Origin of the sequence: Nostoc sp. ATCC 53789 (genome assembly GCF_009873495.1) — a bacterium.
GTDB classification, from domain to species: Bacteria; Cyanobacteriota; Cyanobacteriia; order Cyanobacteriales; family Nostocaceae; genus Nostoc; species Nostoc muscorum_A.
Genome location: NZ_CP046703.1, coordinates 2,713,198 through 2,740,025, shown reverse-complemented (window position 1 = coordinate 2,740,025; position 26,828 = coordinate 2,713,198). Strand labels below are relative to the sequence as shown.

7 protein-coding genes are annotated in these 26,828 nt (G+C 45.9%); all 7 read left to right on the top strand.

Features of this window, described 5'->3' with window-relative positions; translation table 11 throughout:
• The first annotated feature begins 156 nt into the window (after positions 1–156).
• Positions 157–4,215: an SDR family NAD(P)-dependent oxidoreductase gene (locus tag GJB62_RS11255; RefSeq protein ID WP_348537527.1), complete on the top strand. Its 4,059-nt coding sequence runs from the start codon at positions 157–159 to the stop codon at positions 4,213–4,215.
• Between the two features lie 38 nt (positions 4,216–4,253).
• Positions 4,254–8,975: a type I polyketide synthase gene (locus GJB62_RS11250; protein ID WP_114081579.1), complete on the top strand. Its 4,722-nt coding sequence runs from the start codon at positions 4,254–4,256 to the stop codon at positions 8,973–8,975.
• Positions 8,976–9,025: 50 nt separating this feature from the next.
• Positions 9,026–14,668 (top strand): type I polyketide synthase, encoded by a 5,643-nt coding sequence (locus GJB62_RS11245; protein ID WP_114081578.1) that lies wholly within the window; start codon positions 9,026–9,028, stop codon positions 14,666–14,668.
• 1 nt (position 14,669) lies between these two features.
• Positions 14,670–20,225 carry a type I polyketide synthase gene (locus GJB62_RS11240; protein ID WP_167755984.1) on the top strand — a complete coding sequence of 1,852 codons (5,556 nt, stop codon included), beginning with the start codon at positions 14,670–14,672 and terminating at the stop codon, positions 20,223–20,225.
• Positions 20,222–24,415: a non-ribosomal peptide synthetase gene (locus GJB62_RS11235; RefSeq protein WP_159402502.1), complete on the top strand. Its 4,194-nt coding sequence runs from the start codon at positions 20,222–20,224 to the stop codon at positions 24,413–24,415. The genes GJB62_RS11240 and GJB62_RS11235 overlap by 4 nt, the downstream gene beginning before the upstream one ends.
• Before the next feature lie 281 nt (positions 24,416–24,696).
• Positions 24,697–25,371 (top strand): isoprenylcysteine carboxylmethyltransferase family protein, encoded by a 675-nt coding sequence (locus GJB62_RS11230; protein ID WP_114081575.1) that lies wholly within the window; start codon positions 24,697–24,699, stop codon positions 25,369–25,371.
• 110 nt (positions 25,372–25,481) lie between these two features.
• Positions 25,482–26,798, top strand: coding sequence for an ABC exporter membrane fusion protein (locus GJB62_RS11225; protein WP_114081574.1), 1,317 nt, complete (start codon positions 25,482–25,484; stop codon positions 26,796–26,798).
• The last annotated feature ends 30 nt before the right edge of the window (positions 26,799–26,828 follow it).

The following is a 26,828-nucleotide window of genomic DNA, read 5'->3' as shown; positions in this document are numbered from 1 at the left end:
AAACATCCCAATTCCTTGCGGCAATTAGCTGAACAATATATCGAGTATTTGGGTAAGCATGGCGATATTTCTTTGGCTAATATTACCCACACTGCCCAAGTTGGACGTTCTCATTTTTCTCATCGTTTGGCTGTTGTTGCCTCATCTCATGCCGAGATGCAAGCAAAGCTTAAGGAAGCAGATTATGACTATCAAGTAGATAGTGGTAATTTCACTAGATGCGCCTTTTTATTTACTGGGCAAGGGTCGCAGTATGTAGGGATGGGAAGACAACTGTATGAAACTCAACCTGGTTTTCGTCACATATTGGATGAATGCGATCGCATTCTCCAACCTTTCCTAAACAAATCCATCCTATCAGTTATCTTTGCTGACACCACAGAAAATCCACTCCTCGACCAAACTGCCTACACTCAACCAGCCTTATTTGTCCTAGAATACGCCTTGGCGCAAATGTGGATTTCTTGGGGTATCCGTCCGTCTGCGGTGCTTGGTCATAGTGTCGGGGAATATGTGGCTGCTTGTGTGGCTGGTATTTTCTCCCTTGAGGACGGATTAAAATTAATTACCCACCGCGCCCGCCTGATGCAAGCATTACCGCAAACAGGAGGTATGGCTGCGGTTTTCGCTGGCGTAGAAGTTGTAGAACCCTTGATTGCCTCCTATCCTCAACAACTGAGCATTGCTGCCTATAACGGACAGCAGAGTTTAGTTATTTCAGGCGAGATACAGGCATTAACAGCAGTGTTGCAAAAACTAGAAAGTCAAGGCATCGAGACGCGAACTTTGCAAGTATCTCATGCCTTCCACTCGCCGTTAATGGCATCGATGTTGGCAGAGTTTGAGCAAGTTGCCCAGCAAATCGCCTATCATTCCCCCAAACTAGAAATCGTTTCTAATGTTAGTGGAAAGTTGATAACTAATGCAGAGATGTCTAGTGCCAGCTATTGGGTTGAGCATATCCAAGCCAGTGTCTATTTTGCTCAAGGGATGTCAGCACTTTATACCGCAGGCTACAAAGTATTTTTAGAAGTCGGTTCCCATCCCACTTTAATCGGCATGGCACGCCGGGATTGTGCAGAAGAGTTGGAAAGTGAGGGTTTATGGCTAGCTTCGCTACGCAAAGGCAAGGAAGATTGGCAACAAATTTTAGAAAGTTTAAGCCAGTTATATCTTCAGGGAGTAGAAATTGATTGGCTCGGATTCGAGAACGGCTATACACGAAATAAAGTAATATTACCCAACTATCCTTGGCAGCACCAACGCTATTGGTTTGAAAGCACTACCAAAAAACTAGTAGTACACTCACAATTACATCCCCTGTTAGGTCAACGCCTATATTCTCCACTCTTCAAGAGTCTAGTATTTGAGAGCGAATTCCACACAGATAACTTACCCTTTCTAGCCGACCACCGCATCTACGGGTCGATAGTTGCACCAGGAGCATCTTATATTGCTATGTTGACCCTAGCAGGTAAGCATATTTTCGGTACTAATGCAGTGTCTCTTCAACAGATTACGTTTCGAGAGCCTTTAATTATACCTGAAAATAGCAACGTCAAAGTGCAATTGATTTTGCAGCCAACTAAAAATCAAGACTACACCTTTGAACTGTTCAGCCTAGAAAGCGATGAACAATGGTGTCTCCATGCAACTGGTGAGTTATCTACCTTATCTGCTACGAGAGAAACTTGCTCTTGGGGAGAAATACAAGCGCGTTGTCCTGAAAAATCCACTGGTTCGCAGGTATTTTATCAGGATGTCGGAGATGCGGGGCTAGATTTGGGTGTAACTTTTCAGTGGATTGGTGATTTCTGGCGACGAGATGGGGAAGCCATTTGTCAGATGCAACTACCACCGGGTTGTGAATCAGAGACTAAGTTATATCCATTACATCCGGGGCTGATAGATTCTTGTTTGCGACTGTTGGGAGGTACTTTACCAGCAGAGATTCGAGATGCTGATGTTTATGTACCGATTAGTTTAGGTGGCTTTCATCTCTGGCAAAATCTGGACTTGAATCAGCCAGTATGGTGTCACGCCCGCCTGCAAAGCAAGAATCCAGAGGTGATAGTAGGAGATGTACAATTATTAGATGAATCTGGACAAGCGATCGCTCAATTCTGGGAACTCTGTTTAAAGCGATCGCCACAGCAAGCATTACTCAAGCAACCAAATCTCCAAGACTGGCTTTATCAAATCACTTGGCAACTTCAAGAACGAACAATTACGCAGTCATCTTTAGTAGCACAACAGCAATATTGGATACTTCTAATTGATGAAGATGGTGTAGGTACAGAATTGGTGAAATTGTTGCAGGCACAAGGTGAATCCTGTGTGGCGGTCATACCTGATTCTACTTACCAATCTTTGAAAGAAGGTAAAATTTACATTAATCCAGCCGAACCGCAGCATTTCGACCAACTGCTTCAAGAAGTCTCAATTAAACCAGGAATAGCTCTCCACATTGTACATTTATGGAGTTTGGCTACTGGAGATTTGCTAGATTCTACACAAATTCGTGTCTGTGGTAGTGTTTTACATTTAACTCAAGCCTTAGCTCGGATAAATTCTCCACTAGCTAGTAGTTCGCCAAGTGAACTTGGCGGGGTAAAGGGTAAAGGGGAAGGGGGAAAGGTTTCAAATCCCTTACCCCTTACCCCTTCCCCTTTCCCCAGCCATCACGCAGCATTTTTGGGTTGGCAGACTGCTAGGCTGTGGTTGATTTCTAGGGGTAGCCAGTCAATTAATCTACAATCTGAAATCGCCCTGTCTCAAACACCTCTCTGGGGATTGGGGCGAGTTATAGCAACAGAATATAGCGAAGTTTTCGCAGGGCTAATTGATTTAGATCCCCAAAGTTCAACTGTAGAAGCTGCAACTCAGTTGTGGGCAGAACTTTCTTATCCAGAATTGGGCGAACAAGTCGCCTTACGGGGAAATCAGCGCTATGTCTCCCGTTTGCAACGCGTTCCCAACACCATAGATTTCTCTGCTTCCTTTAACCCTTCCCTTGGGACTTACCTGATTACAGGCGGACTAGGAGGACTGGGGTTAACAGTGGCGAATTGGTTGGTTGAACGAGGTGTGCAACATTTAGTATTAGTGGGTAGGCGATCGCCATCTGATAAAGCTAAAAGTGCGATCGCTTCTTGGGAAAACGCTGGCGTGCAAGTTACAGTCGCCCAAGCAGATATTACCCAACTTGAACAAGTACAAAAAATACTTGAGGGCATTGAACCTCAGTTTCCCTTACGAGGTGTTATCCATGCAGCCGGAATTCTAGACGATGGGATTTTACTCCAACAAACCTGGAAGCGATTTACTAGAGTGATGGCTCCGAAAGTACAGGGTGCTTGGAATCTACATATCCTGACTCAAGATAAACCTTTGGAATTATTTGTGTTGTTCTCCTCCGTTGCTTCAGTATTGGGAACCACAGGACAAGCAAACTACGCAGCAGCAAACGCCTTTCTTGATGGGTTAGCCGATTATCGTCGCTCCCAAGGGCTGGCGGGATTGAGTATCAACTGGGGGGCGTGGGCGGAAGTAGGGATGGCTGCAACCTCTACAGGTTCTCCAGTGGGAGTAGAGAAAATTTTACCCCAACAAGGATTACAAATCTTGGCAGCATTGACGCATCAAGCCAATTCTGGACAAGTTGCGGTTTTACCAGTGCGCTGGTCAAAGTTTATCCCCCACTACTACACCCAAAAAGTACCGCCTTTGCTGAGTGAGTTTGTTGATTCAAGGCAAAACCAAGAGACTGCACAGCCAGTTTTAGCAGCGAAACCAGATATTTTACGAGAACTCCAGGAGGCTCACCCCGCAGATATTCAGCAAATTTTATTTAATTACATTCGTGACGAAGTAGCGAAAATCTTACGGCTCAATTCATCTGAGGAACTGCAACCGCGTCAGCGTTTATTTGAAGTGGGATTAGATTCACTCATGGCAATTGAGTTGAGAAATCGCTTGCAATCAAGTCTGGAGTCTTCTCTGCCAACCACCTTGTTATTTGATTATCCCACCTTAGAAACCTTAACTAAATATCTTACTAACGATGTTTTGGCTATTCAAACGGCATCTCCACCGCCAAAAAGCGATCGCTCCAACACCGAAATCAGCGATATTCAACAGCTTTCGCAAACAGAACTAGAGCGATCGCTAGCGGCAGAATTAGCCAGCATTGATGAATTAATGAAAAAAATTTAATCCCAATCAACAGGATATCTAGCGACAGGGTTCAGAGCATGAATAAAATCGACACAGAACAAAACAACATCAATCAACTACAACGCGCATTGCTGGCATTAAAAGAAATGCGTGGTAAGTTGGAGGCGATCGAGCGTGCTAAAACAGAACCCATCGCTGTGATTGGGATGGCGTGTCGCTTTCCTGGGGGAGCCGATAACCCAGATGCTTTTTGGCAAATTCTCCAGCATGGTGTAGATACCATTCAGGAAATTCCCCAAGAACGTTGGGATACGGAAGCTTATTACAGCCCAAATCCTGATGCTGAGGGAAAATCCTACATTCGCTACGGTGGTTTTTTAAAAGATATCGATTTATTTGATGCCAACTTCTTTGAAATCTCTCCCAGAGAAGCCGTTAGTACAGATCCACAACAACGCTTACTACTAGAGGTAAGTTGGGAAGCCCTAGAAAATGCCGGACAGTGTATCGAACGGCTTTCGCAAACTCAAACAGGCGTATTTATTGGAGTGATGAATAACGATTACTCACGCCTCTATTCTGGTAACTCTAATAGTATTGACACTTACTTTGGTACAGGCAACAGTTTTAGTTTTATTTCCGGTCGCCTTTCATATATTCTGGGTTTACAAGGGCCGAGCTTAGTTGTAGATACCGCTTGTTCATCATCTCTAGTTTCATTACATTTAGCCTGCCAAAGTCTGCGTTCTGGGGAATGCGACCAAGCCTTAGCAGGCGGAGTTAACCTGATATTGTCACCAGACACGAATATTTTTCTCTCCAAAATGCGAGCAGTTGCACCCGATGGACGCTGCAAATCCTTTGATGCCTCAGCTGATGGCTACACCAGAGGCGAAGGTTGCGGAGTGTTGGTACTTAAACGTTTGCCGGATGCTGTGGCGGCTGGTGACTCTATCCTTGCATTGATTAAAGGTTCAGCAGTCAATCACGACGGTCCTAGTGGTGGACTAACAGTACCTAGCGGCCCCGCACAACAAAAACTACTGCGTCAGGCTCTAGCTAACAGTAGGGTTGCACCACAGCAAGTAAGTTACATCGAAGCGCATGGTACAGGGACTCCCTTGGGCGATCCCATTGAAATTAACGCTTTAGCTTCTGTTTTGTGCGAACAACGCTCTTTTGAGCAGCCTTTGGTTGTTGGTTCTGTAAAAACCAACATTGGTCATTTGGAAGCAGCAGCCGGAGTTGCAGGTGTAATCAAGGTAATATTATCGCTACAGCATCAGAAAATTCCACCTCATCTCCACCTCAAACAACCTAACCCCCATATTCCTTGGCAAGAACTACCACTGGCTATTCCCACCACAGCTAAACCGTGGCATTCTGAAAACAATACTCGAATTGCTGGAGTGAGTTCTTTTGGCTTGAGTGGTACAAATGCTCATGTGGTGATAGAAGCAGCACCTTTGGGGGAAGCAGGGGGAGCAGGGGAGCGGGGGAGTAGGGGAGCAGGGGAGCGGGGGAGCAGGGGAGCGGGGGAGCAGGGGAGCGGGGGAGAAGAAATTACAGAGCGTCCTTTCCATCTATTAACTCTGTCGGCCAAACATCCTCAAGCCCTACAACAACTCGCTCAAAACTACATCAAGTACCTTTCATCCCATCCAGATATAGCCCTTGGTAACATCACCTTTACATCTCAAGTCGGGAGAACTCATTTCCCGCATCGCCTCGCCATCATCGCCGCCGACCATCAACAAATGCAACAACAGTTGCAAGCCTATTTGAGTGATACCGATGATTTCGGTATCCATCACGGACACAACAGCCAGCAAACCAAAAAAATTGCTTTCCTCTTCACTGGACAAGGTTCACAATACCGCAATATGGGTCGGCAACTGTATGAAACTCAACCAAGTTTCCGCCAAACCATCGACCAATGTGACACCCTACTGCAACCTCTACTAGGCGAGTCAATTTTATCGGTAATCTTCTGTGACAACTCAAAAGGCGATCGCCTCAACCAAACCGCATACACCCAAGTTGCGTTATTCGTCATAGAATACGGACTTGCTCAACTGTGGCTATCCTGGGGTATCCGTCCCACAGCAGTTGTAGGTCACAGTGTCGGTGAATACGTCGCTGCTTGCATTGCTGGTATTTTCTGTTTAGAAGACGCACTGAAATTAATCGTGCAACGTGCTTCTTTGATGCAAGCCTTACCCCAAAGTGGAGGGATGGCAGCAGTATTCACCACTGTAGAACGAGTTAGACCTTTAATTGCTGACTATCCGCAACAATTGAGTATTGCAGCGATTAATGGCGAAGAAAGTATTGTCTTATCTGGTGAATTGCAGGTATTAAACTTAGTACTGCAAAAATTGGAGAGCCAAGGCATTGAAACTAGAAAATTGCAAGTATCTCATGCCTTTCACTCACCCTTGATGCAGCCGATGTTGGCGAAGTTTGAGCAAGTGGCAGCAACAGTAAAATATCAACAGCCGAAATTAGATATTGTCTCCAATGTCACAGGTAAGACTATTCGCGGGCGAGAAATGTCAAATGCGGCTTACTGGGTAGAACATATCCGAGCAAGTGTGCAATTTGCCGCTAGTATGCAGGCATTGTATCAAGCAGGATATGAGGTGTTTGTGGAAATTGGCCCTCATCCAACATTGTTGGGGATGGCACGGCGTGAGTGTCCAGAAGTGTTGGAAGAGGAGGGGTTATGGCTGGCTTCGCTGCGAAAAGGAAAAGAAGATTGGCAGCAGTTATTAGATTCAGTGGCGCAGTTGTATGTAGCTGGGGTGGAGATTGATTGGCAGGAATTTGAGGCCGATTATGCTCGTAATAAGGTAATTTTGCCCAATTATCCTTGGCAGCGTCAACGTTATTGGCTACCTACTGCGACGACAGTGCGATCGCCCTTTTCCCAATCCTCTCTCTCAGCAGAACTACAAGATTGGCTCTATGAGGTGCAATGGCAACCCCAAACCTCATCAGATAAAACACTTGCGATCGCACCTGCTCACTGGTTGATTTTAAGCGATCGCACAGGCGTTGCTGATAACTTGGCGCAACTGTTAGCCAAACAGGGTCATACTTATACTTTAGTTTTCTCAGGCGATTGCACTCACTTTGAGCAACTGCTAGACGGTATCCCAACTCAGTCACCATTGCAGATTTTACATCTGTGGAGTTTGGATGATACTAAAGAGGCAGAAATATTGATAAATATCCAAAATTATGTATCGGCTGTATTGCATCTCATCCAAGCACTAGCCAGTCGCCAGCAGTCGATATCGGCGCGGTTGTGTTTGGTAACACAAGGGACGCAGGTAATTGGAGAACATTCTGGGGAAATTGCGATCGCTGCTGCACCATTATGGGGATTGGGTGGAGTGATTGCAATGGAATACCCCGAAATCTGGGGAGGTTTGGTGGATCTCGACCCCAGCAGTTCACCAGCTGATGCTGCGGCTTTATTACTGGCAAAACTGCCAACAATGATTTTAGGCGATCGCATTGCTTGGCGACATCAACAGTGGCATACTGCGCGTTTGGTACGTAGTCAAATTTCACCAGTAGCCGCCAAATCCCTCAAATTCGCTCCAGAAGGAACATACTTAATTGCTGGCGGACTTGGTGCTTTGGGTCTGCAAATTGCCCGTTGGTGTGTGGAACAGGGTGCAAGACATTTAGTGTTACTCGGTCGAAGTTCTCCAAGTGAAAGCGCCCAAGCAACAATTCGAAAGTTAGAACAAACAGGTACGCAAATAACAGTAGTACAGGCAGATATTGCCCAAGCCGAACAGTTGCAGCTAGCACTGAAAGCACTGCAAACACCACCATTGCGGGGTATTATCCATGCAGCAGGTGTTCTAGATGATGGGATGCTGCTACAACAAAACTGGGAACGGTTCGCTAGGGTGATGGCTCCTAAAATCCAAGGTGCGTGGAATCTGCACACCCTGACACTGGATCAACCCCTAGATTTCTTTGTACTATTTTCATCAACAGCTTGCATCCTTGGCGCACCAGGTCAAAGCAACTATGCTGCTGCCAATGCCTTTTTAGATGCTTTAGCTCATTACCGCCAAAAACAAGGATTAGTCGCTACCAGTATCAACTGGGGGCCGTGGGCAGAGGTCGGGATGGCAGCATCATTCGGTCAAAGGTTAGCGGCAGAAGGCATTGATTTGATTCCACCAAACCAAGCCTTGCAGTTACTCAGACATTTCCTGCAACAGAGAGTTTGTCAGGTAACTGTACTCCCCATCAACTGGACGCAGTTTTTACAACGCTTTCCTACAGGGCAACAACCTGCTTACTTTCAGGAATTGTTTTCGGATGGACAACAGCAAGAAAGCCAGCCATCCGAACTACAACAACGCCTACAAGCAACACCTGTTAACGAATGGAAATCTCTGTTAGTTGCTCACATTAGCGATGAAATTACCAGCATCTTAGGCTTGATCCCATCCCAAACCCTCGACCCCCTACAAGGATTTGCGACGATGGGCATGGATTCACTCACGTCAGTGGAATTTCGGAATCGCCTCCAAAAAAGTTTAGGTAAATCGTTGCCTTCAACACTGACATTCAATTATCCCAACATCAATACATTAGCAAGTTATTTTGTCAATACCCTAGATAACCAAAATATGCCGCCTGAAAGCAAACCGACATTAGTTAATCCCAGCCAATCTATGACGGTGACACAAATCAAACAACTCTCGGAGGAGCAGGTTGAATCCATGATTGATGAAGAATTAGCTTCCCTGATTGAATTTAGTCATTAGTCATTGATCATTTGTCCTTAGTTCTTCTCGCCTCTGTTCTGTAAACCAAAATGAGCCAAATGGAAAGTATCGACCAGCTATCACCATCCCAACGCGCCCTTTTGGCGTTGAAAGAACTGCGTGCCAAGATTGATGCAATGGAACGGGCGAAAACAGAACCGATCGCAATTGTTGGTATGGCGTGTCGGTTTCCGGGTGGTGCTGACGATCCAGAAACATTTTGGCAGATATTACGGGACGGTACTGATGCCATTGTAGAAGTGCCGAGCGATCGCTGGGATATTGATGCTTATTACGACCCCAACCCAGATAGCCCTGGTAAAATGTCTAGCCGCTACGGTGGCTTTTTAAAGCAGGTAGATCGATTCGATGCCGAGTTTTTTGGGATCTCGCCACGGGAAGCAATTAGCATCGACCCTCAACAGCGTTTGCTATTAGAAGTCAGTTGGGAAGCTTTAGAAAATGCTTGTCAACCTCCTTCTGAACTTATGGGTAGTTCAACAGGGGTGTTTGTCGGTGTTACTACTAATGATTACACCCGCTTTTATGCCCAGGCGGGGGAACAGGGAATTGACGCTTATCAGGGAACAGGTAGCGCTTTTAGTGCGATGGTTGGTCGTCTTTCCTTTGTTTTGGGTTTGCAAGGGCCTTGTGTAGCACTGGATACTGCTTGTTCTTCTTCCCTGGTGTCCGTTCACCTGGCTTGTCAAAGCCTCCGCAACGGCGAGTGTGAGTTAGCTTTAGCCGGGGGAGTCAACCTGATTCTCACACCAGAAGCCAACATTATGTTCTCCAAGGCGAGAATGATGGCAGCAGATGGACGTTGTAAAACCTTTGATGCCGCAGCTAACGGTTACGTGCGCTCAGAAGGTTGTGGCATGGTTGTACTCAAACGCCTTTCTCAAGCACAAGCCCAAGGAGATAAAATCCTAGCGGTAATTCGCGGTTCAGCCGTCAATCAAGATGGTCGCAGCAGTGGGTTAACTGTACCCAACGGCATCGCCCAAGAAAACTTGATTCGGCAAGCGATCGCTAATGCTAAAGTACAACCACAGCAAGTAAGCTACGTTGAAGCCCACGGTACAGGGACATCTTTAGGAGATCCGATAGAAGTAGAAGCGATCGCTGCTACTTTAGCAAAAGAGCATACTACAGATCGACCTTTGGCGATCGGTTCTGTCAAAACCAACATCGGTCATTTGGAATCGGCTGCTGGCGTTGCAGGTTTGATGAAGGTGGTGTTGGCACTACAACATCAACAAATTCCACCCCATTTACATCTAAACCAACCTAACCCGTTGATTCCTTGGTCAGAACTGCCTTTAACAATTCCCAGAACTCTTACACCTTGGCAAACCAACGGTGAAACGCGAATTGCTGGGGTAAGTTCCTTTGGATTTAGCGGCACAAATGCCCACGCCATATTAGAAGAAGCACCTTTGGAGAAGGCAGGGGGAGCAGGGGGGCAGGGGGGCAGGGGAGCAGGGGAGCAGGGGGGCAGGGGAGCAGAGGAGCAGGGGAGCAGGGGAGAAGAAATTACAGAGCGTCCTTTACATCTATTAACTCTGTCAGCCAAACATCCTCAAGCCTTACAGCAACTCGCTCAAAATTACATCAAGTACCTCTCATCCCACGCAGAAATTCCCCTTGGTGATATCACTCACACTTCACAAATCGGCAGAACACACTTTAGTCATCGCCTCGCAATTATCGCCGATGACCATCAGCAGATACAACAACAGTTGCAAGCCTATCTAGACAACACTGAAATCATCGGTATTCATCACGGATATAGCAGCCAGCAAAGCAAAAAAATCGCCTTCCTTTTCACCGGACAAGGGTCACAATATCGCAATATGGGTCGGCAACTGTATCAAACTCAGCCCAGTTTCCGCCAAACTCTAGATAACTGCGACACCCTACTGCAACCACTGTTAGGTGAATCAATTCTTCAAGTAATTTTCTCGGAAAACCCAGAAGATACTCGCCTTGACCAAACCGCCTACACCCAAGTTGGATTATTTGTTCTAGAATATGCCCTAGCTCAACTATGGCTATCTTGGGGTATTCGTCCCACAGCAGTTTTAGGTCACAGTGTCGGGGAATATGTCGCCGCTTGTATCGCTGGTATTTTCTCTTTAGAAGATGCACTGAAATTAATTGTGCAACGTGCTTCTTTGATGCAAGCCTTACCCCAAGGTGGAGGGATGGCAGCAGTTTTCGCTACTGTAGAACGAGTTACACCGTTAATTGCTGACTATCCGCAACAGTTGAGTATTGCAGCGATTAATGGCGAACAAAGTATTGTCTTATCTGGGGAATTAGAGATACTCAATTCAGTACTGCAAAAACTAGAAAGCCAAGGTATTGAAACTAGAAAATTGCAAGTATCCCATGCTTTCCACTCGCCTTTAATGCAGCCGATGTTGGCGAAGTTTGAGCAAGTGGCAGCAACTGTGAAATATCAACAGCCGCAATTAGATATTGTCTCTAATGTCACAGGCAAGATTGTCAGACAACAGGAAATGTCAAATGCGGCGTATTGGGTAGAACATATCAAAGCGAGTGTGCAATTTGCTGCCAGTATGCAGGCATTGTATCAAGCAGGATATGAGGTGTTTGTGGAAATTGGCCCTCATCCAACATTGTTGGGGATGGCACGACGCGAGTGTCCAGAAGCATTGGACGAACAGGGGTTATGGCTAGCTTCGCTACGCAAAGGAAAGGAAGATTGGCAGCAGTTATTAGATTCAGTGGCGCAGTTGTATGTGGCTGGGGTGGAGATTGATTGGCGAGGGTTTGAGGCTGATTACCCGCGTCATAAGGTTGTTTTACCGAATTATCCTTGGCAGCGTCAACGCTATTGGTTGCCTACTGCTACCAGCAAGCCAGTAGTTAGACAAATCAGCGAAAACCTGCTGCATCCTTTATTGGGTTATCAATTGCGATCGCCATCTCTCAAGGATATTGTTTTTGAAACTCATTTGAACACAGCTAGTTTACCTTTCCTCGATGACCACCAAATTTATGACACGGTGGTAGTACCGGGAGCTTCGCATATTTCTATGCTGTTGCTTGCAGGTCAAGAAATTCTGGGGACAGGGGCAATTTCGCTGAGTAACATTACATTTAGGGAAGCGCTGACGGTTGGCGATCGCGAGACTATCAATGTACAACTTATTTTGCAACCTGAAGCCGCAGGTAAATATAAATTTGAACTATTTAGTTTTAATAAACAAATAGATAACTGGTTGGTACACGCTACAGGACGACTCAGCCAAGATGCAGGCAATATTGAAAAACCTTTATCTTGGGCTGAGTTACAGACGCATTGCTCCCAAATGCTGGCTGGTTCAGATTTCTATGCCCAAGTTAGAGAACAAGGACTGCAACTCGGTCAGCGTTTCCAATGGGTAGAATCTATGTGGCGGTGTGATGGTGAAGCATTGTGCCAAATGCAATTTCCCCAAGAATTTGCAGATGAAATCAGCACATACCTTCTATATCCGGGATTAATCGATTCCTGTTTTCAATTCTTAGGCTTTGCTTTACCCCAAGAACGACGAGATAACCAAGTTTACGTACCCTTTAGCATAAATCACTTTTATTTTTGCCAGTCGCCAGATTCTAACAGCCGTTTGTGGTGTTACGGAAAACTAAATTCTCAAACAAGTTCAACAGCAGGAATGTTCATCGGTGATATCTGGCTGCTGAATGAAGCGGGAGAACTAGTAGCCTACATTGAGGGACTTTGCTTAAAGCAAGCACCGCGTCAAGCTTTGCTCAGAGCCAACCAAACATCGACTCAGGAATGGCTGTATCAAATCCAGTGGCAACCAAAGTCTAGATTATCAGAACAATTACCTGTTATTCCCGGTCGTTGGCTAATTTTCACCGATGCTAATGGTATTGGTAGAGCATTGGCACAAAAATTAGAACATCAAGGCAAAGTTTGCATCTTTGTTTCTGTTGGTGAAATTTATCAACAAATTGGTGAAAGTCAGTTCCAACTCGACCCTAGTCAACCGCAACATTTCCATCAACTCTTGCAAGATATGGGGTCAGATAATGCACCATTGCAGGGTATTATTCATCTCTGGAGTCTACTGGAAACCGAACAAACAAACTATCTAACGAGTTGCGGTAGTACTATCTACCTGTTGCAAGCTTTATCTAAATTATCAAACTGTCAAGCACGATTGTGGCTGTTCACCCAAGGTAGTCAACCTGTTGGTGATGAATTGACAATGAACAGTCTGACTCAAGCGCCTCTCTGGGGACTTGGGCGAGTAATTGCCATTGAGTACCCAGCAATTTGGGGCGGCTTGGTAGATATTGACACTAATAATTCTCTAGAACAGACAGCAGAATTGGTACTAGGGGATATCTTACAAACAGAGTCAGAAGATCATCTGGCTTTTCGCAACCACGAACGTTATGTGGCTCGTTTAGTTCGGGCAAAGCCTCAAGTATCAACACAACCTGTAACATTTTTTGCCGATGCTACTTATCTAATTACTGGGGGACTAGGCGCACTAGGACTAGAAGTTGCTCGTTGGATGATACAGCAGGGAGTACAAAACTTAGTTTTAGTCGGTCGTCGTCCGCCTTCTGTAACTGCGTTGAATACTATTCAAGAGATGGAACAGGCAGGGGTTCAGGTGCAGGTAATACAAGCAGATATTACCGATTTGAACCAAGTTAAACAACTGCTGGAACCCTACAAATCTCAACTACGCGGCATTATCCATGCAGCTGGAGTGTTGAGCGATCGCATTATCTTACAGCAAACCTGGGAAAGTTTTACTCAAGTAATGGCTCCCAAAATTCAGGGAGCCTGGAATTTACACCATTTAACTCAGGATATATCGCTGGATTTCTTTGTGATGTTTTCCTCAGCCGCCTCTTTGTTGGGTGCAGCCGCACAGGGGAACTATGCAGCTGCAAATGCCTTTTTAGATGCCTTCGCCCACTACCGTCATTCTCAAGGAGTACCTGCACTCAGTATCAACTGGGGAGCTTGGGCAGAAGTAGGGATGGCAGCAACCTTAGACCACAGTCTGTCTGTAGGAGTGGAACATATTGGACTTCAACAGGGATTACAGGTATTAGAGTCGTTGCTGAGTCGAGCCGATATGGCACAAGTGGGTGTGATTCCTGTCAATTGGCAAACCTTCCTCAAACAGTATCGCCCTGGTGAAGTACCGCCACTGCTGCAAGATTTTGCTGAGTATACCCAACCCGAAGAGAAATCAGAAACTACCCAAAGCACAATTCTGGAAAAACTGCAACAAGTTTCTGACGACAAACAACAGTCTTTGCTGCTAACCCACGTCCGCAAACTGGCTGCGAAAGTGTTGCGACTCAACTCTTGGCAAAACCTCGATGCCGACAAACCCTTAATTGAAATGGGTCTTGACTCACTCATGGCGCTGGAGTTACGAAACGTTCTCGAAAATAGTTTGGCTTGTTCCTTACCAGCCACATTGTTATTTGATTATCCGAGTCTGCAAACTTTAGTGAATCATTTAATCCAAGATGTGCTGTCGTTATCCAAATTAGAGGACTCATCACCTGCACCATCACTAGAGGAGAGTGAGCCATTAATCTCCCTGGAGGATTTAACCAGGATGTCGGAAGCAGAAACAGAATTGCTACTCCTGAAAAAACTAGAACTCATAGATGGTAACTGAGATGAGCAAAAGCAACGAGCGAATTGAGGAATTATCCCCTTTAAAACGAGCTTTACTGGCATTGGAAACAATGCAAGGCAAGCTGAACCGCCTGGAATCGAAAAAGACAGAACCAATTGCGATCGTTGGGATGGGATGCCGTTTTCCAGGCGGTGCTAACAATCCCCAGACTTTTTGGCACTGCTTACGTGATGGTGTGGATGCAATGCAAGAAATTCCTGGCGATCGCTGGGATTTGGAAAAATACTACAATGCCGATGCTGATGCTGCTGGCAAAATGTACACTCGTCACGGTGCTTTCGTTGATGACGTTGATAAATTTGATGCTGGTTTTTTCAGTATTTCTCCCAGGGAAGCCGCATTTATTGACCCACAGCAGCGCTTGTTTTTAGAAGTATGTTGGGAAGCCCTAGAGCAGTCAGGAGAACGACCAGACCAACTATCAGGTAGTCGTACAGGGGTATTTGTCGGTGTGATGTACGCCGATTACTCGCGGTTACAGGGTACTGTAATTGATGCCTACAGTAGTACTGGCAATAGCATGAGTGTGGTATCAGGACGGGTTTCTTACCTGCTGGGTTTGCAAGGGCCAAGTGTCACTTTGGATACAGCTTGTTCTTCTTCATTAGTAGCTGTACATTTAGCTTGTCAAAGTTTGCACTCCGGTGAATGTAACTTGGCTTTGGCGGGTGGAGTGAGTTTGATGTTGATTCCCGACAACAACATTACCCTGTGTCGCACCCGTGCTTTATCTCCTACGGGACGTTGCAAAACCTTTGATGCTGATGCTGACGGCTTCGCGCGTGGTGAAGGATGCGGTACGATCGCTCTCAAACGTTTATCAGATGCGATCGCAGATGGCAACCCCATTTTGGCAGTGATTCGCGGTTCTGCCGTTAATCAAGATGGACGCAGCAACGGTTTGACTGCTCCCAATGGCCCGGCTCAACAGGCAGTTTTACGAGAAGCTTTAGCCAACGCCGGGGTGAAGCCGCATCAAGTCAGTTATGTGGAAGCTCATGGTACAGGTACGCCTTTGGGAGACCCGATTGAGGTGAGTTCACTGGCCGCTGTTTTGGGTGAAGGGCGATCGCCAAATCATCCTTTAGTTTTGGGTTCAGTGAAAACCAATATTGGGCATTTAGAATCAGCAGCTGGTGTGGCAGGTTTAATCAAAGTTGTCCTGGCAATGCAGCATCAGCAGATTCCGCCCCACCTCCACTTCCAAAAATTGAATCCTTACATTTCTTGGGGAAATCTGCCGATTTCAATTCCCACAGAACTTACCCCCTGGAATAGTGGCACAGAACGACGCATTGCTGGGGTGAGTTCCTTTGGCTTTAGCGGTACAAATGCTCATGTGATACTCGAAGAAGCACCGCTTTTGCCCACAGAGCCAGCTTTGGTATCAGTAAAAGATTATCTTTTACCTCTATCTGCTAAAAATCCCGCCGCACTCTTGGATATGGCGCAAGCTTACCGAGCTTTTCTTTCAGGTAAAACTAACTTGCTGGATATTGCCTATACTACTAGTCTGCGCCGTCCTCATCATAAGCATCGCATCGCTTTGGTAGGGCAGTCTATCGAGCAATTGACAGCAGCACTTGACGCTTTTATACAAGACCCCAATTTAGTATCCAATCCAGATGATTTATCTGGCTTGGTTTTCGTTTTTTCTGGACAGGGGGCGCAATGGATCGGGATGGGACGGCAACTCTTGGCACAAGAGCCTGTGTTTCGAGAGACTATGCAAGAGTGCGATCGCATCTTAAAATCCCTCACTCATTGGTCGCTACTCCAAGAACTAGCAGCACCAGAGGATATTTCTCGACTCCAAGATACTGAGGTTGCCCAACCTGCCATTTTAGCGATCCAAGTTGCCCTAACTGCCTTATGGCGTTCTTGGGGCATTGAGCCTGCGGCAGTTGTGGGTCATAGTCTCGGTGAAATCACTGCTGCTTATGTAGCAGGTGTCTTTAGTTTAGAAACAGCTTTGCGGATTGTTGTGCAACGAGCATCCTTGATGCGGCAAGCTACAGGAAAAGGCAAAATGGCAGCGATTGGGATGCCTTGGCAAGAACTCAAACCCTGGCTAGAGGAATTTCCTAGTTTGGCGATCGCAGCTATTAATAGCCCCACTTCTACCGTCGTTGCTGGTGATGCGACTGCCTTAGAAACTTTGTGTCAAATACTACAAGCCCAGGAAATATTCTGCCGATTGTTGCGGGTCAATTATGCCTTTCACTGTCCACAGATGCAGCCTTACAGCGAGGAACTGGTTAACCTTTTGGCAGGACTGCAACCGCAAGTTGCCCAATTACCCCTCTTCTCCACAGTTACCGGAACCAGCAGCCAAGGACGAGATTGGGATGCTGCTTATTGGGGGCGGAATATGCGATCGCCTGTGCAATTCAGTCAGGCAATTGAAAACTTGGTATATGAAGGATACACCTATTTTGTTGAGGTCAGCCCTCACCCCGTCTTATCCCAGAATATTCAAGAATGTTTGCAGCACACAGGCAAAGCTGGAATTGTCCTCGCCTCTATGCACAGAGAGCGACAAGAGCGTTATTTCCTACTCAGCGAACTAGGTCGGCTCTACACCTTGGGCTATCAACCACGATGGCAGGCTTTCTATCCAGAAAATAGAAGGTGCGTTTTACTACCGACTTATCCCTGGCAACATCAACGCTACTGGTTAGAAGGTAGCAATTCTCTACCACCAAGAAGAACATCACAACAGCCCTTATTAGGAGAAGCTTTGCCCAGTCTGGCACATCTGCCAGAAATGCGGATTTGGCAAACACAATTGGATTTGCGATCGCTTCCTTACCTCAATGACCATCGGGTACAAGGTGTGATGGTGTTACCGGGGTCAGGTTATGTAGAAATGGTATTAGCTGCTGCAACTGAGATATTTGGCGCAGGTAAACATACTCTAGAAGTTTTGCACTTTCAACAAGGTCTATTCATTCCCGAAACAGAAACTCAGACTCTACAAATTTGCTTGCAACCAGGAAACACACCAGATACTTTCAACTTTGATTGTTACAGCCGCCCTGGTATAAACCCAGAGACGAGATGGCGGCATCATGTCAGTGGTACAGTGCGCCGAGGCGATGAGGAAATTACACCCACCATTCCCGCAACGGTGGCAGAAATTCAAGCCCGTTGTCAGGAAGTTATTTCTGGCACACAGCACTATCAACAAATGGCGGAACAGGGTTTGCTTTATGGAGCCAGCTTTCAAGGCGTAGAGCAAATCTGGCGACGTGAAGGGGAAGCCCTCGGACGCATCCATTTACCAGCATCTTTACACGCAGAAATCGCCAACTACCAAATTCATCCCGTTCTTTTGGATGCCTGTTTTCAGGTGATAGCCTTGGCGACTCCCTTAGCTAACCCCGATGCTGAGGCAGAAGGAGCTTATTTGCCAGTACGCCTAGACAAACTCCGACTTTATCAGCAACCGGATGCCACAGGTTTATGGGCACATTTGCAGTTAAAACCTGTAGTAGAAACAGATGCCTTTGCTGCTGAGTTAGTCCTGTTCAATGACCAAGGACAAAGAATATTAGATGCTGAATGCTTGCGTATTCAGAAACTTGATAGTCAAGGTCAGAATAATTCTAGCGATTGGTTCTATGAGATTAGCTGGGAACGGCTTTTAGAACCCAAGGATACAGCGCCAAGACGCAGCGAACAAAACCAAGGCTATTGGCTGATATTGGCAGACAGACAGGGAATTGGGGAAAATCTCAGTCAACAATTGCAGCAGCAAGGCGAAAATTGCATCTTGGCTTTTGCAGGTGAAAGTTATCAAAAACAGGATTCACAGCATTATCAAATTCAGCCAAATTGTTTAGATGACTTCAAGCAACTCCTACAAACTGTTTCTAGTGAGTGCTTGGGCGTGGTGCATCTGTGGAGTTTAGATATCACTCCAGCAGAATTGACTACTCTAGCTTCACTAGCTGGTGAAAATATGGGAGATCGTCCACTTGGCGATCGCAATTTGGGATGTATTAGCACTCTCCATTTAGTCCAAGCATTGGCGGAAACAGGTTGGCAAAATACACCCCGTCTCTGGCTAGTTACCCGTGGCGTACAACCTGTAGATTCGAGTCCTAGTATTGCCCAATCGCCTCTGTGGGGACTGGGACGCGTCATTGCTCAAGAACATCCAGACTGGCGTTGCTCAATGGTGGATTTAGCACCAGTGCCTAAACCATCAGAAATTGCATCACTTTTGCAGCTACTACAAGCAGACGATGTAGAAAATGAAATCGCTTTGCGTGGGGATGTGTCTTACGTTGCTAGACTGAAGCGATATTTACCCAGTTATTCAGAACTACCAAACTTCGACCCCCAAGCAACTTACCTCATCGCCGGAGGTCTGCGGGGTCTGGGTTTACAAGTAGCTACTTGGATGGTGGAGAGGGGAGCTAGATATTTGGCACTGATGGCGAGAAGTCAGCCGACACCCGCAGCCTTAGAAGTTTTACAAACTCTGGAAACTGCTGGAGCAAAAATTAAGGTGCTTCAGGCGGATATCAGTCAGGCTGAGGAAGTAGCTAGAGCGATCGCTCAATTAGACCAAGATATGCCACCATTGCGGGGTGTAATTCACAGCGCTGCTGTTTTGGATGACGGCATTCTCTTACAATTAACCCCAGAAAGGTTGCACAAAGTCATGCAACCCAAGATAGAAGGGGCATGGAATCTCCATACGCACACTCTCAATAAATCCCTAGATTTCTTTGTACTGTTTTCTTCAGCTGCTTCACTCCTGGGTTCCGCCGGACAAGGAAACTATGCGGCGGCCAATGCCTTTTTAGATGGGTTAGCTCATTATCGGCAAAGTCAAAATCTGCCTGCACTCAGTATCAACTGGGGTGCGTGGGCAGAAGTAGGTTTAGCAGCAGCCCAGGCAAATCGGGGCGATCGCATGGCATCTCTGGGTTTTAGTAGCATTCCCCCACAGCAAGGCTTAGAGATTTTAGGACACCTGCTAACGGATAAAACTGCACAATTAGGTGTGATTCCCATCAATTGGGCAAAAGTCTTGCGTGCTAATCCAGCCGTTATCAAGATGCCTTTGTTTCAATTGCTGACGGAGGTCTTTAGTAACTCTGGAGAAATCGAGACTGAAAACACCACAAATTTCCTTTCCCGTCAAGCACTTTTAGCAACTCCATCAGATGAGCGTCAACTACTTTTAGAAACTTACTTCCACGAACAAGTGGCTAGGGTACTGCGAATGCCAGCCTCGAAACTCGATCGCCATCAGCCCCTCAACAGCCAAGGACTAGATTCTTTAGTGGCGGTGGAGTTAAAGAACAAACTCAAAAACGACTTGGGCGTTGATTTACCGATGATTCGCTTCATTCAAGGCCCTAGTATTGCCCAGTTATCTGCACAAGTACTCACTCAAATTACACAAGAAATGTCGTCAGTATCATCTGTCCTTGTATCTCCTCCTCATCTGAGGAGCGATTCTGCTAGACCTGTTGAATTAGCCACCAGTAATCAAGAATGGGAGGATGGCGAACTATGAGCGCGAGTCAACTTTTGGATGATTTGACGCAAAATGGAGTGTATTTGTGGGCTGAAGGCGACAAATTGCGTTTCCGTGCCCCCAAAGGTGTGTTAACGGAAGAACTGCGCGATCGCTTGACTGCTCACAAGTTAGAATTGCTGGCAATTTTGCAAACGCCCATTTCAACGGCAGAATTTACCCTAGTTCATGCCCCAGAGGAGCGTTATCAGCCATTCCCGCTCACTGACTTACAACAAGCTTATGCTTTGGGTGGTAGCAATTTTTTCGATTTGGGTAATGTATCTGCTCATTTCTACGTAGAATTTGCCGTTACTAATCTCGACATCGAGCGATTGAATTTGGCTTGGCAACGTTTAATTGAGCGTCATGAGATGCTGCGAGCAGTGATTTTACCTGATGCCCAACAGCAGATTCTCGAAACTGTGCCTCCCTTTGCTGTGGAAGTCATCGACTTACGCGGTCAAAAAGAGGCGGAGCAGCAAATAGCAGCGATGCGCCAGCAAATGAAGGATAATGGCCCGTCACTCGATAAATATCCTTTATTTGAGGTGCGGGTACAGTTATTGAATGAGGAGCGAGCGCAACTCCACATCAGCATTAGTTTATTAATCTGCGATGCTTTAAGTGGTGGATTTGTCTTCCAAGATTTGTATCAGTTTTACCTCAACCCCCAAGCACAGTTACCAGCCCTGAATCTCTCTTTCCGAGATTACATCCTGACGCTGAATCAACGCCGTCAAACAGCAGCCTATCAGAAAGCCCGTGATTACTGGTGGCCAAGGTTATCTGAAATTCCCCCAGCCCCAGAATTGCCCCTAGCCAAAAGTCCGAGTGCTATTGAGAAACCCACTTTTACCCGTTGGCAAGGGCAACTAGCACCAGCAGTTTGGCAGCAATTCAAAACACGAGTCAGTCAGCTGGGACTAACACCGGCGGCGGCGATTTGTGCTGCTTATGCCACCATCCTCACCACTTGGAGCAAAAACCAAAAACTCACAGTTAACATCCTCTACTTTAACCGTGAACCACTGCATCCACAGGTGTATCAGGTTTTAGGTAACTGTAGCTCCACCCTATTATTGACAGTTGACCACACCCAAAGCGAAAGCTTCGCCGCCCAAGCCAAACGCTTACAAGAGCAGTTGTGGAGTGATTTGGAACATACGGCGGTGACTGGTGTGGAAGTGTTGGGCGAACTCAACCGGATGCAAGGGGGAACTGCTAGAGCCGCAATGCCTTGTACCTTTGCCAGTGCTTTGGGTTTGGGAAACCGCGACACTCAAACTAATGCTGCGGGTGAGCAGGATTGGCAGGTAATTTGTAATGGCTTGTTGCAAACGCCTTTCGTCCTCCTCGACCACCAAATTGTTGAAGAAAACGGCGCTTTGCTCCTGAATTGGGATGCTGTAGAAGAAGCTTTTCCCTCTGGTTTAATGGCCCAAATGTTTGATGCTTACCAACTGCTACTGCATCGTTTGGCTGAGTCAGACAATACTTGGCAGACTACCACAGAATGGTTGATACCCGAAGCACAGCTACAACAACGAGCAGCCGTCAATGCTACCAACACTACTATTCCCACCCAGTTGTTGCATGAGTTGTTTGTTGAACAGGCGACTCAACACCCACAAAAATTAGCGATCGCTGCTTCTCAATTGACTTTGACTTACGCCGAACTCGATCGCCTATCTAACTACATCGGTAGACAACTGCGAGACTTAGGCGCACGTCCCAATCAGTTGGTAGCCGTGGTGATGGAAAAAGGTTGGGAGCAGTTAGTCGCTGTTTTGGGAATTCTCAAATCAGGTGCAGCTTACCTACCAATCGACCCCAGCCTACCCCAAGAACGTCTTAGCTGGCTGCTCGATAACGCTGAAGTAGCGATCGCCTTTACCCAACCTCAGCTAGAAGCAAATCTCAGCTTCGCGACTCAAGTCAAATGGCTAACAATTGATGACTCAACCCTGGTACAAGCCTCTACCAAGCTACCTTTACCATCTATCCAAACCCCAGAAGATTTAGCCTACGTCATCTACACCTCCGGCTCAACCGGTACACCCAAAGGTGTCATGATCGACCATCGCGGTGCAGCCAACACCATCCTCGATATCAATCAACGGTTTGGCGTGACAGCAGAGGATCGGGTATTTGCCATTTCTTCCTTGAGTTTTGACTTGTCAGTATATGACATCTTCGGAACGCTCGCAGCTGGTGGTACAATTATCATGCCCGATGCTCAAGGCAGCCGCGATCCGGTGCATTGGCTAGATGTTCTCCAACGGGAACAGGTGACAGTCTGGAACTCTGCACCAGCGTTAATGAAATTGTTAGTCGAATATGCAGGCGATCGCTGCGATCGCTTACCATCTTCCCTACGGTTGGTGATGATGAGTGGCGATTGGATTCCGGTAACTCTACCGGAGCAAATTCACTCCTTGGGTAACAATGTCCAAGTAATCAGTTTGGGAGGAGCCACGGAAGCTTCCATCTGGTCAATTTTCTATCCTATCGAAACTATTGACCCTAGCTGGACTAGCATCCCCTACGGTAAACCCTTGAGTAACCAAAGCTTCCACATCCTTGATGAAGCCTTGCAACCCCGTCCTGATTGGGTTCCAGGACAAATTTACATCGGTGGTATCGGTTTAGCTCAGGGATATTGGCGAGATCCAGCCAAGACCCAAGCCAGCTTTATTCACCATCCCCGCACGGGAGAGCGTCTTTACCGCACGGGGGACTTGGGGCGCTATCTGCCGGATGGTAACATCGAGTTTTTAGGAAGAATTGATTTTCAGGTTAAAATTCGCGGTTATCGGATAGAAATAGGCGAAGTTGAAACTGTCTTGCAGCAAAACCCAGCCATCCGTTCTGTTGCTGTTTCAGCCGTTGGCAAACAACGGGATGAGAAGCAACTGGTAGCTTATATCGTTTTTGAGCAGGAACAATCAATTACTTCATTAGAATTGCGTAGCTACCTCCAGCAGAAGTTACCAGAATACATGATTCCCTCAATGTTCATGTTTATGGACAGCTTGCCCTTGTCATCCAACGGTAAAGTAGATCGCCGTGCTTTACCTGACCCAGAACAAAGTCAAGCAGATTTAGGGGCAATTGTCCCACCCAGAGACAGCTTAGAGTTACAACTTGTACAAATTTGGCAAGAAATCTTGAAATTGCCGGAGGTAGGTATTACTAATAATTTCTTTGAACTGGGTGGAACTTCTATTCAAGCTGTGCGCTTGATGACGCAAATTCACAAACTCTTTGCTCAGAATTTGCCCTTGTCTACGTTGTTCCAAGGCGGGACTGTTGAGCATTTAGCCCGGACTCTGCGGGAATCGTCAGATAGTTCTGTACCTTGGTCGCCTTTAGTCAGTATCCAGCCCTCTGGCTCTCAGCCGCCTTTCTTCTGCGTTCATCCGGCTGGCGGTAATGTGCTTTGCTATATGGATCTCTCCCGTCGCTTGGGTGCAGATCAGCCGTTCTACGGTCTCCAGGCTGTGGGGATGGATGGAGAACAACCACCATTTACGACTATCGAAGATATGGCGGCTTATTATATTGCAGCCATCCGCACCGTTCAACCACAAGGGCCATACTCTATCGGTGGCTGGTCTTTTGGGGGAATTGCAGCCTTAGAAATTGCCCAGCAATTGCGCCAGCAAGGTGAAGAAGTCAATATGCTGGTACTTATCGACTGTCCCGCACCCTTATCTAGCGAAGATTTGGACGAAGCCACCTTAGCAGCTTGGTTTATCCAAGATTTAGAAGGTCGATTTGATGTTGATGCTACTAGATTGCAGCAGTTGCAGCAGCTAGATACCGCACAACAATTGAACTACATCCTAGAACAAGCCAGACTACTGCACTTAGTTCCGCCAGATGCCGGAGTTGAACAAGTCAACTACTTGTTCGAGGTTTTCAAATGCAATATGCGAGCGATCGAATCCTACACACCGCGTTCCTACGAGGGGCTAGCAACACTGCTACGGGCAGAAAACCAACCACCAGAAAATCCCACTGACCCAGCTTTAGATTGGCACAAATTACTCACCAATTTGGAAGTGCGTTGGATTCCAGGCAACCACTACACGATGGTCAGAGAACCAGATGTGCAAACATTGGCAACCCAATTGAGGGCTTGTCTGGCAGTTATGAACAACTGGCAGCCAGGAAGATACAACTAACCCGGATTTCTCACCACATCTCTCAAAGTCTTTTGCTCTTGAGCAGGGGAGCAGGGGAGCAGGGGAGCAGAGGAGAGTTCAATGTGCCAAGTTCAATCCCCTCTGCCCCTCTGCACCTCAAGCTTGTGAGAAATACAGGCTAACCCTATCAAATCCTCTGTGTCCTCTGCGTCTCTGTGGTTTAAAAACTCTTTTTTTAACCACAGAGGCACGGAGAACCCAGAGACTAGAAAGTTATTTGACGGAACTCACGTTACTTTAGGAGTTAACTTGTGGAACTAATGACACAATTTCAGTTTGCAGTGGCTTTCCCAGAACAACTACCACAAGTAGATGTCAAAGCCATTCTCTGCTTGGTTCATTCACTGTATTGGCTATTAATTGTCAATGCATCCATCATTAGACGGCGCAAACTCAATAACCCAGAGTCATTTGTTGACACCTCCACAAAAGAACCAGTTGCTAGTGAGTCATCCATCACTCCTCAAGGCCCGCCAGCACTATTTCTCACCAGTGCTACCTACGGTATTTTTTACATTTTGCTAGCAATTTGGTGGGCAAATCCCGATGCGCTAGGATTTTTTGTATTTCAACCGACTTTTCCGATTCAAGCTCTAGGAATTGCTATTCTTGGTTTGGCATTAATTGTGAAAGTATGGTCTTTTTGGGTTTTTCGCAGTTGGCGGTTATTTCCCCACATCGATCCCGGTCATCAACTTGTGACCAAAGGGCCTTATAGTTTTGTCAGACATCCACTTTACTTCGCTTTTCAACTTCTGTTTTTTGGCTCGTTTCTAATTGTTCCAAGACTGGGATTTTTACTGCAAGTAATTGCTAATTTTTTAGCTCATGATTTTCGCTGCCGAGTTGAAGAAAAAATATTGCTGCAAGCTTTTAGTAATGCATACGAGGCATATAAAAAACGCACTCGTCGTTTATTACCTTGGGTGTATTAATCGAGCCTGAAAATACAGAGATATATTTGTAAAAAACAGCTTTTACAAATATATCTCTTGCCTACATTGTCACTTTTGTAAAAGTAGATTTTAGAGATTTAAGTTAAATTATGAAATATCAGTTTTTTGCCAAACCTGTAGACTGGAGATTTGTTGTAATTTTAGGCGCTGCGGCTTTAGCTACTTGTGCTACTTCGTTTTATTTAGTTTTAAATAATCAACTAGAAAATCAAAAGCGATCGCAACAGGCTATTGCAGCTAATAATAAAATTCAAGTAAGTCCCAGTGCGGTTGCTGCTAGAGGATATCTAGAGCCTAAAGGAGAAGTAATTAAGCTATCTGCTCCTACTTCTATACAAGGTGAAGGTGTACGAGTTGCAAAGCTACTTGTCAAACAAGGAGACAAGGTAAAAACAGGTCAAGTAGTGGCAATTCTGGATAACCAAGAACGTCTGCAAGCAGCTTTGGAACAGGCAAAAACTGAAGTTAATGTTGCTCAAGCTAAACTAGAACAGACTAAAGCTGGCGCGAAAACAGGAGATATTAACGCTCAAACGGCAAAATATCAACAAACAAGAGCAGAACTAGAAGGTCAACTCACAATTCAAAGGGCAACTATTGCTAATTTAGCAGCTCAGTTACAAGGAGAAAAGAATTCTCAAGCCGCAACCATTAAGAGGATTCAAGCTGAATTGCGATATGCTCAAACTGAATGCGATCGCTATAATTCTTTGTATCAAAAAGGAGTAGTTTCAGCTTCTCAACGAGATAGCACTTGTCTACAAAACAATACTACTCAAGAACAACTTGCAGAAGCTGAATCTAATTTACAGAAAATTATTAGTACTAGAACAGAACAAGTCAAAGAAGCACAAGCCAATTTGAATCGCACATTAGCAACCTTAAAAAACGAAGTTGAAGAAGCCAAAGCAACTCTAAATGCCACCGCAGAAGTCCGCCCTGTAGATGTCAGTGTGGCAGAATCAGAGCTAGCAAATGCCCAGGCTGCTGTGAAAAAATCTCAAGCAGATTTAAATTTGGCTTATGTGCGATCGCCTAAAAATGGACAAGTTTTAAAAATTCACACATGGGCTGGTGAAGTTATTAGCAAAGATGGAATTATCGAGTTAGGTCAGACAGAACAAATGTACGCGATCGCAGAAGTTTATGAAACCGATATTAGTAAAGTTCGTCTTGGTCAACAAGCAACTGTTACCAGTGGTGGATTAATCGAAGAACTGAAAGGCAATGTCGATGAAGTTGGTTTAAAAGTTGGCGTTTTAAATGCTTTAGGAACCGATCCTGTTGCGGATGCAGATACTAGAGTTGTCGAAGTTAAAATTCGTCTGTCTCCACAAGATAGCCAAAAAGTTGCTAACCTCACTAATTTAGAAGTCAACGTCATGATTAATACTGAATCACCATAAAATTGACAAAACTTTTATCTCTCAATATCC

Coding starts and splice junctions, on each gene's coding strand:
- GJB62_RS11245 (WP_114081578.1), top strand. CDS start 9,026: ATGAGCCAAATGGAAAGTATCGACCAGCTATCACCATCCCAACGCGCC.
- GJB62_RS11255 (WP_348537527.1), top strand. CDS start 157: ATGCAAGCAAAGCTTAAGGAAGCAGATTATGACTATCAAGTAGATAGT.
- GJB62_RS11230 (WP_114081575.1), top strand. CDS start 24,697: ATGACACAATTTCAGTTTGCAGTGGCTTTCCCAGAACAACTACCACAA.
- GJB62_RS11240 (WP_167755984.1), top strand. CDS start 14,670: ATGAGCAAAAGCAACGAGCGAATTGAGGAATTATCCCCTTTAAAACGA.
- GJB62_RS11225 (WP_114081574.1), top strand. CDS start 25,482: ATGAAATATCAGTTTTTTGCCAAACCTGTAGACTGGAGATTTGTTGTA.
- GJB62_RS11250 (WP_114081579.1), top strand. CDS start 4,254: ATGAATAAAATCGACACAGAACAAAACAACATCAATCAACTACAACGC.
- GJB62_RS11235 (WP_159402502.1), top strand. CDS start 20,222: ATGAGCGCGAGTCAACTTTTGGATGATTTGACGCAAAATGGAGTGTAT.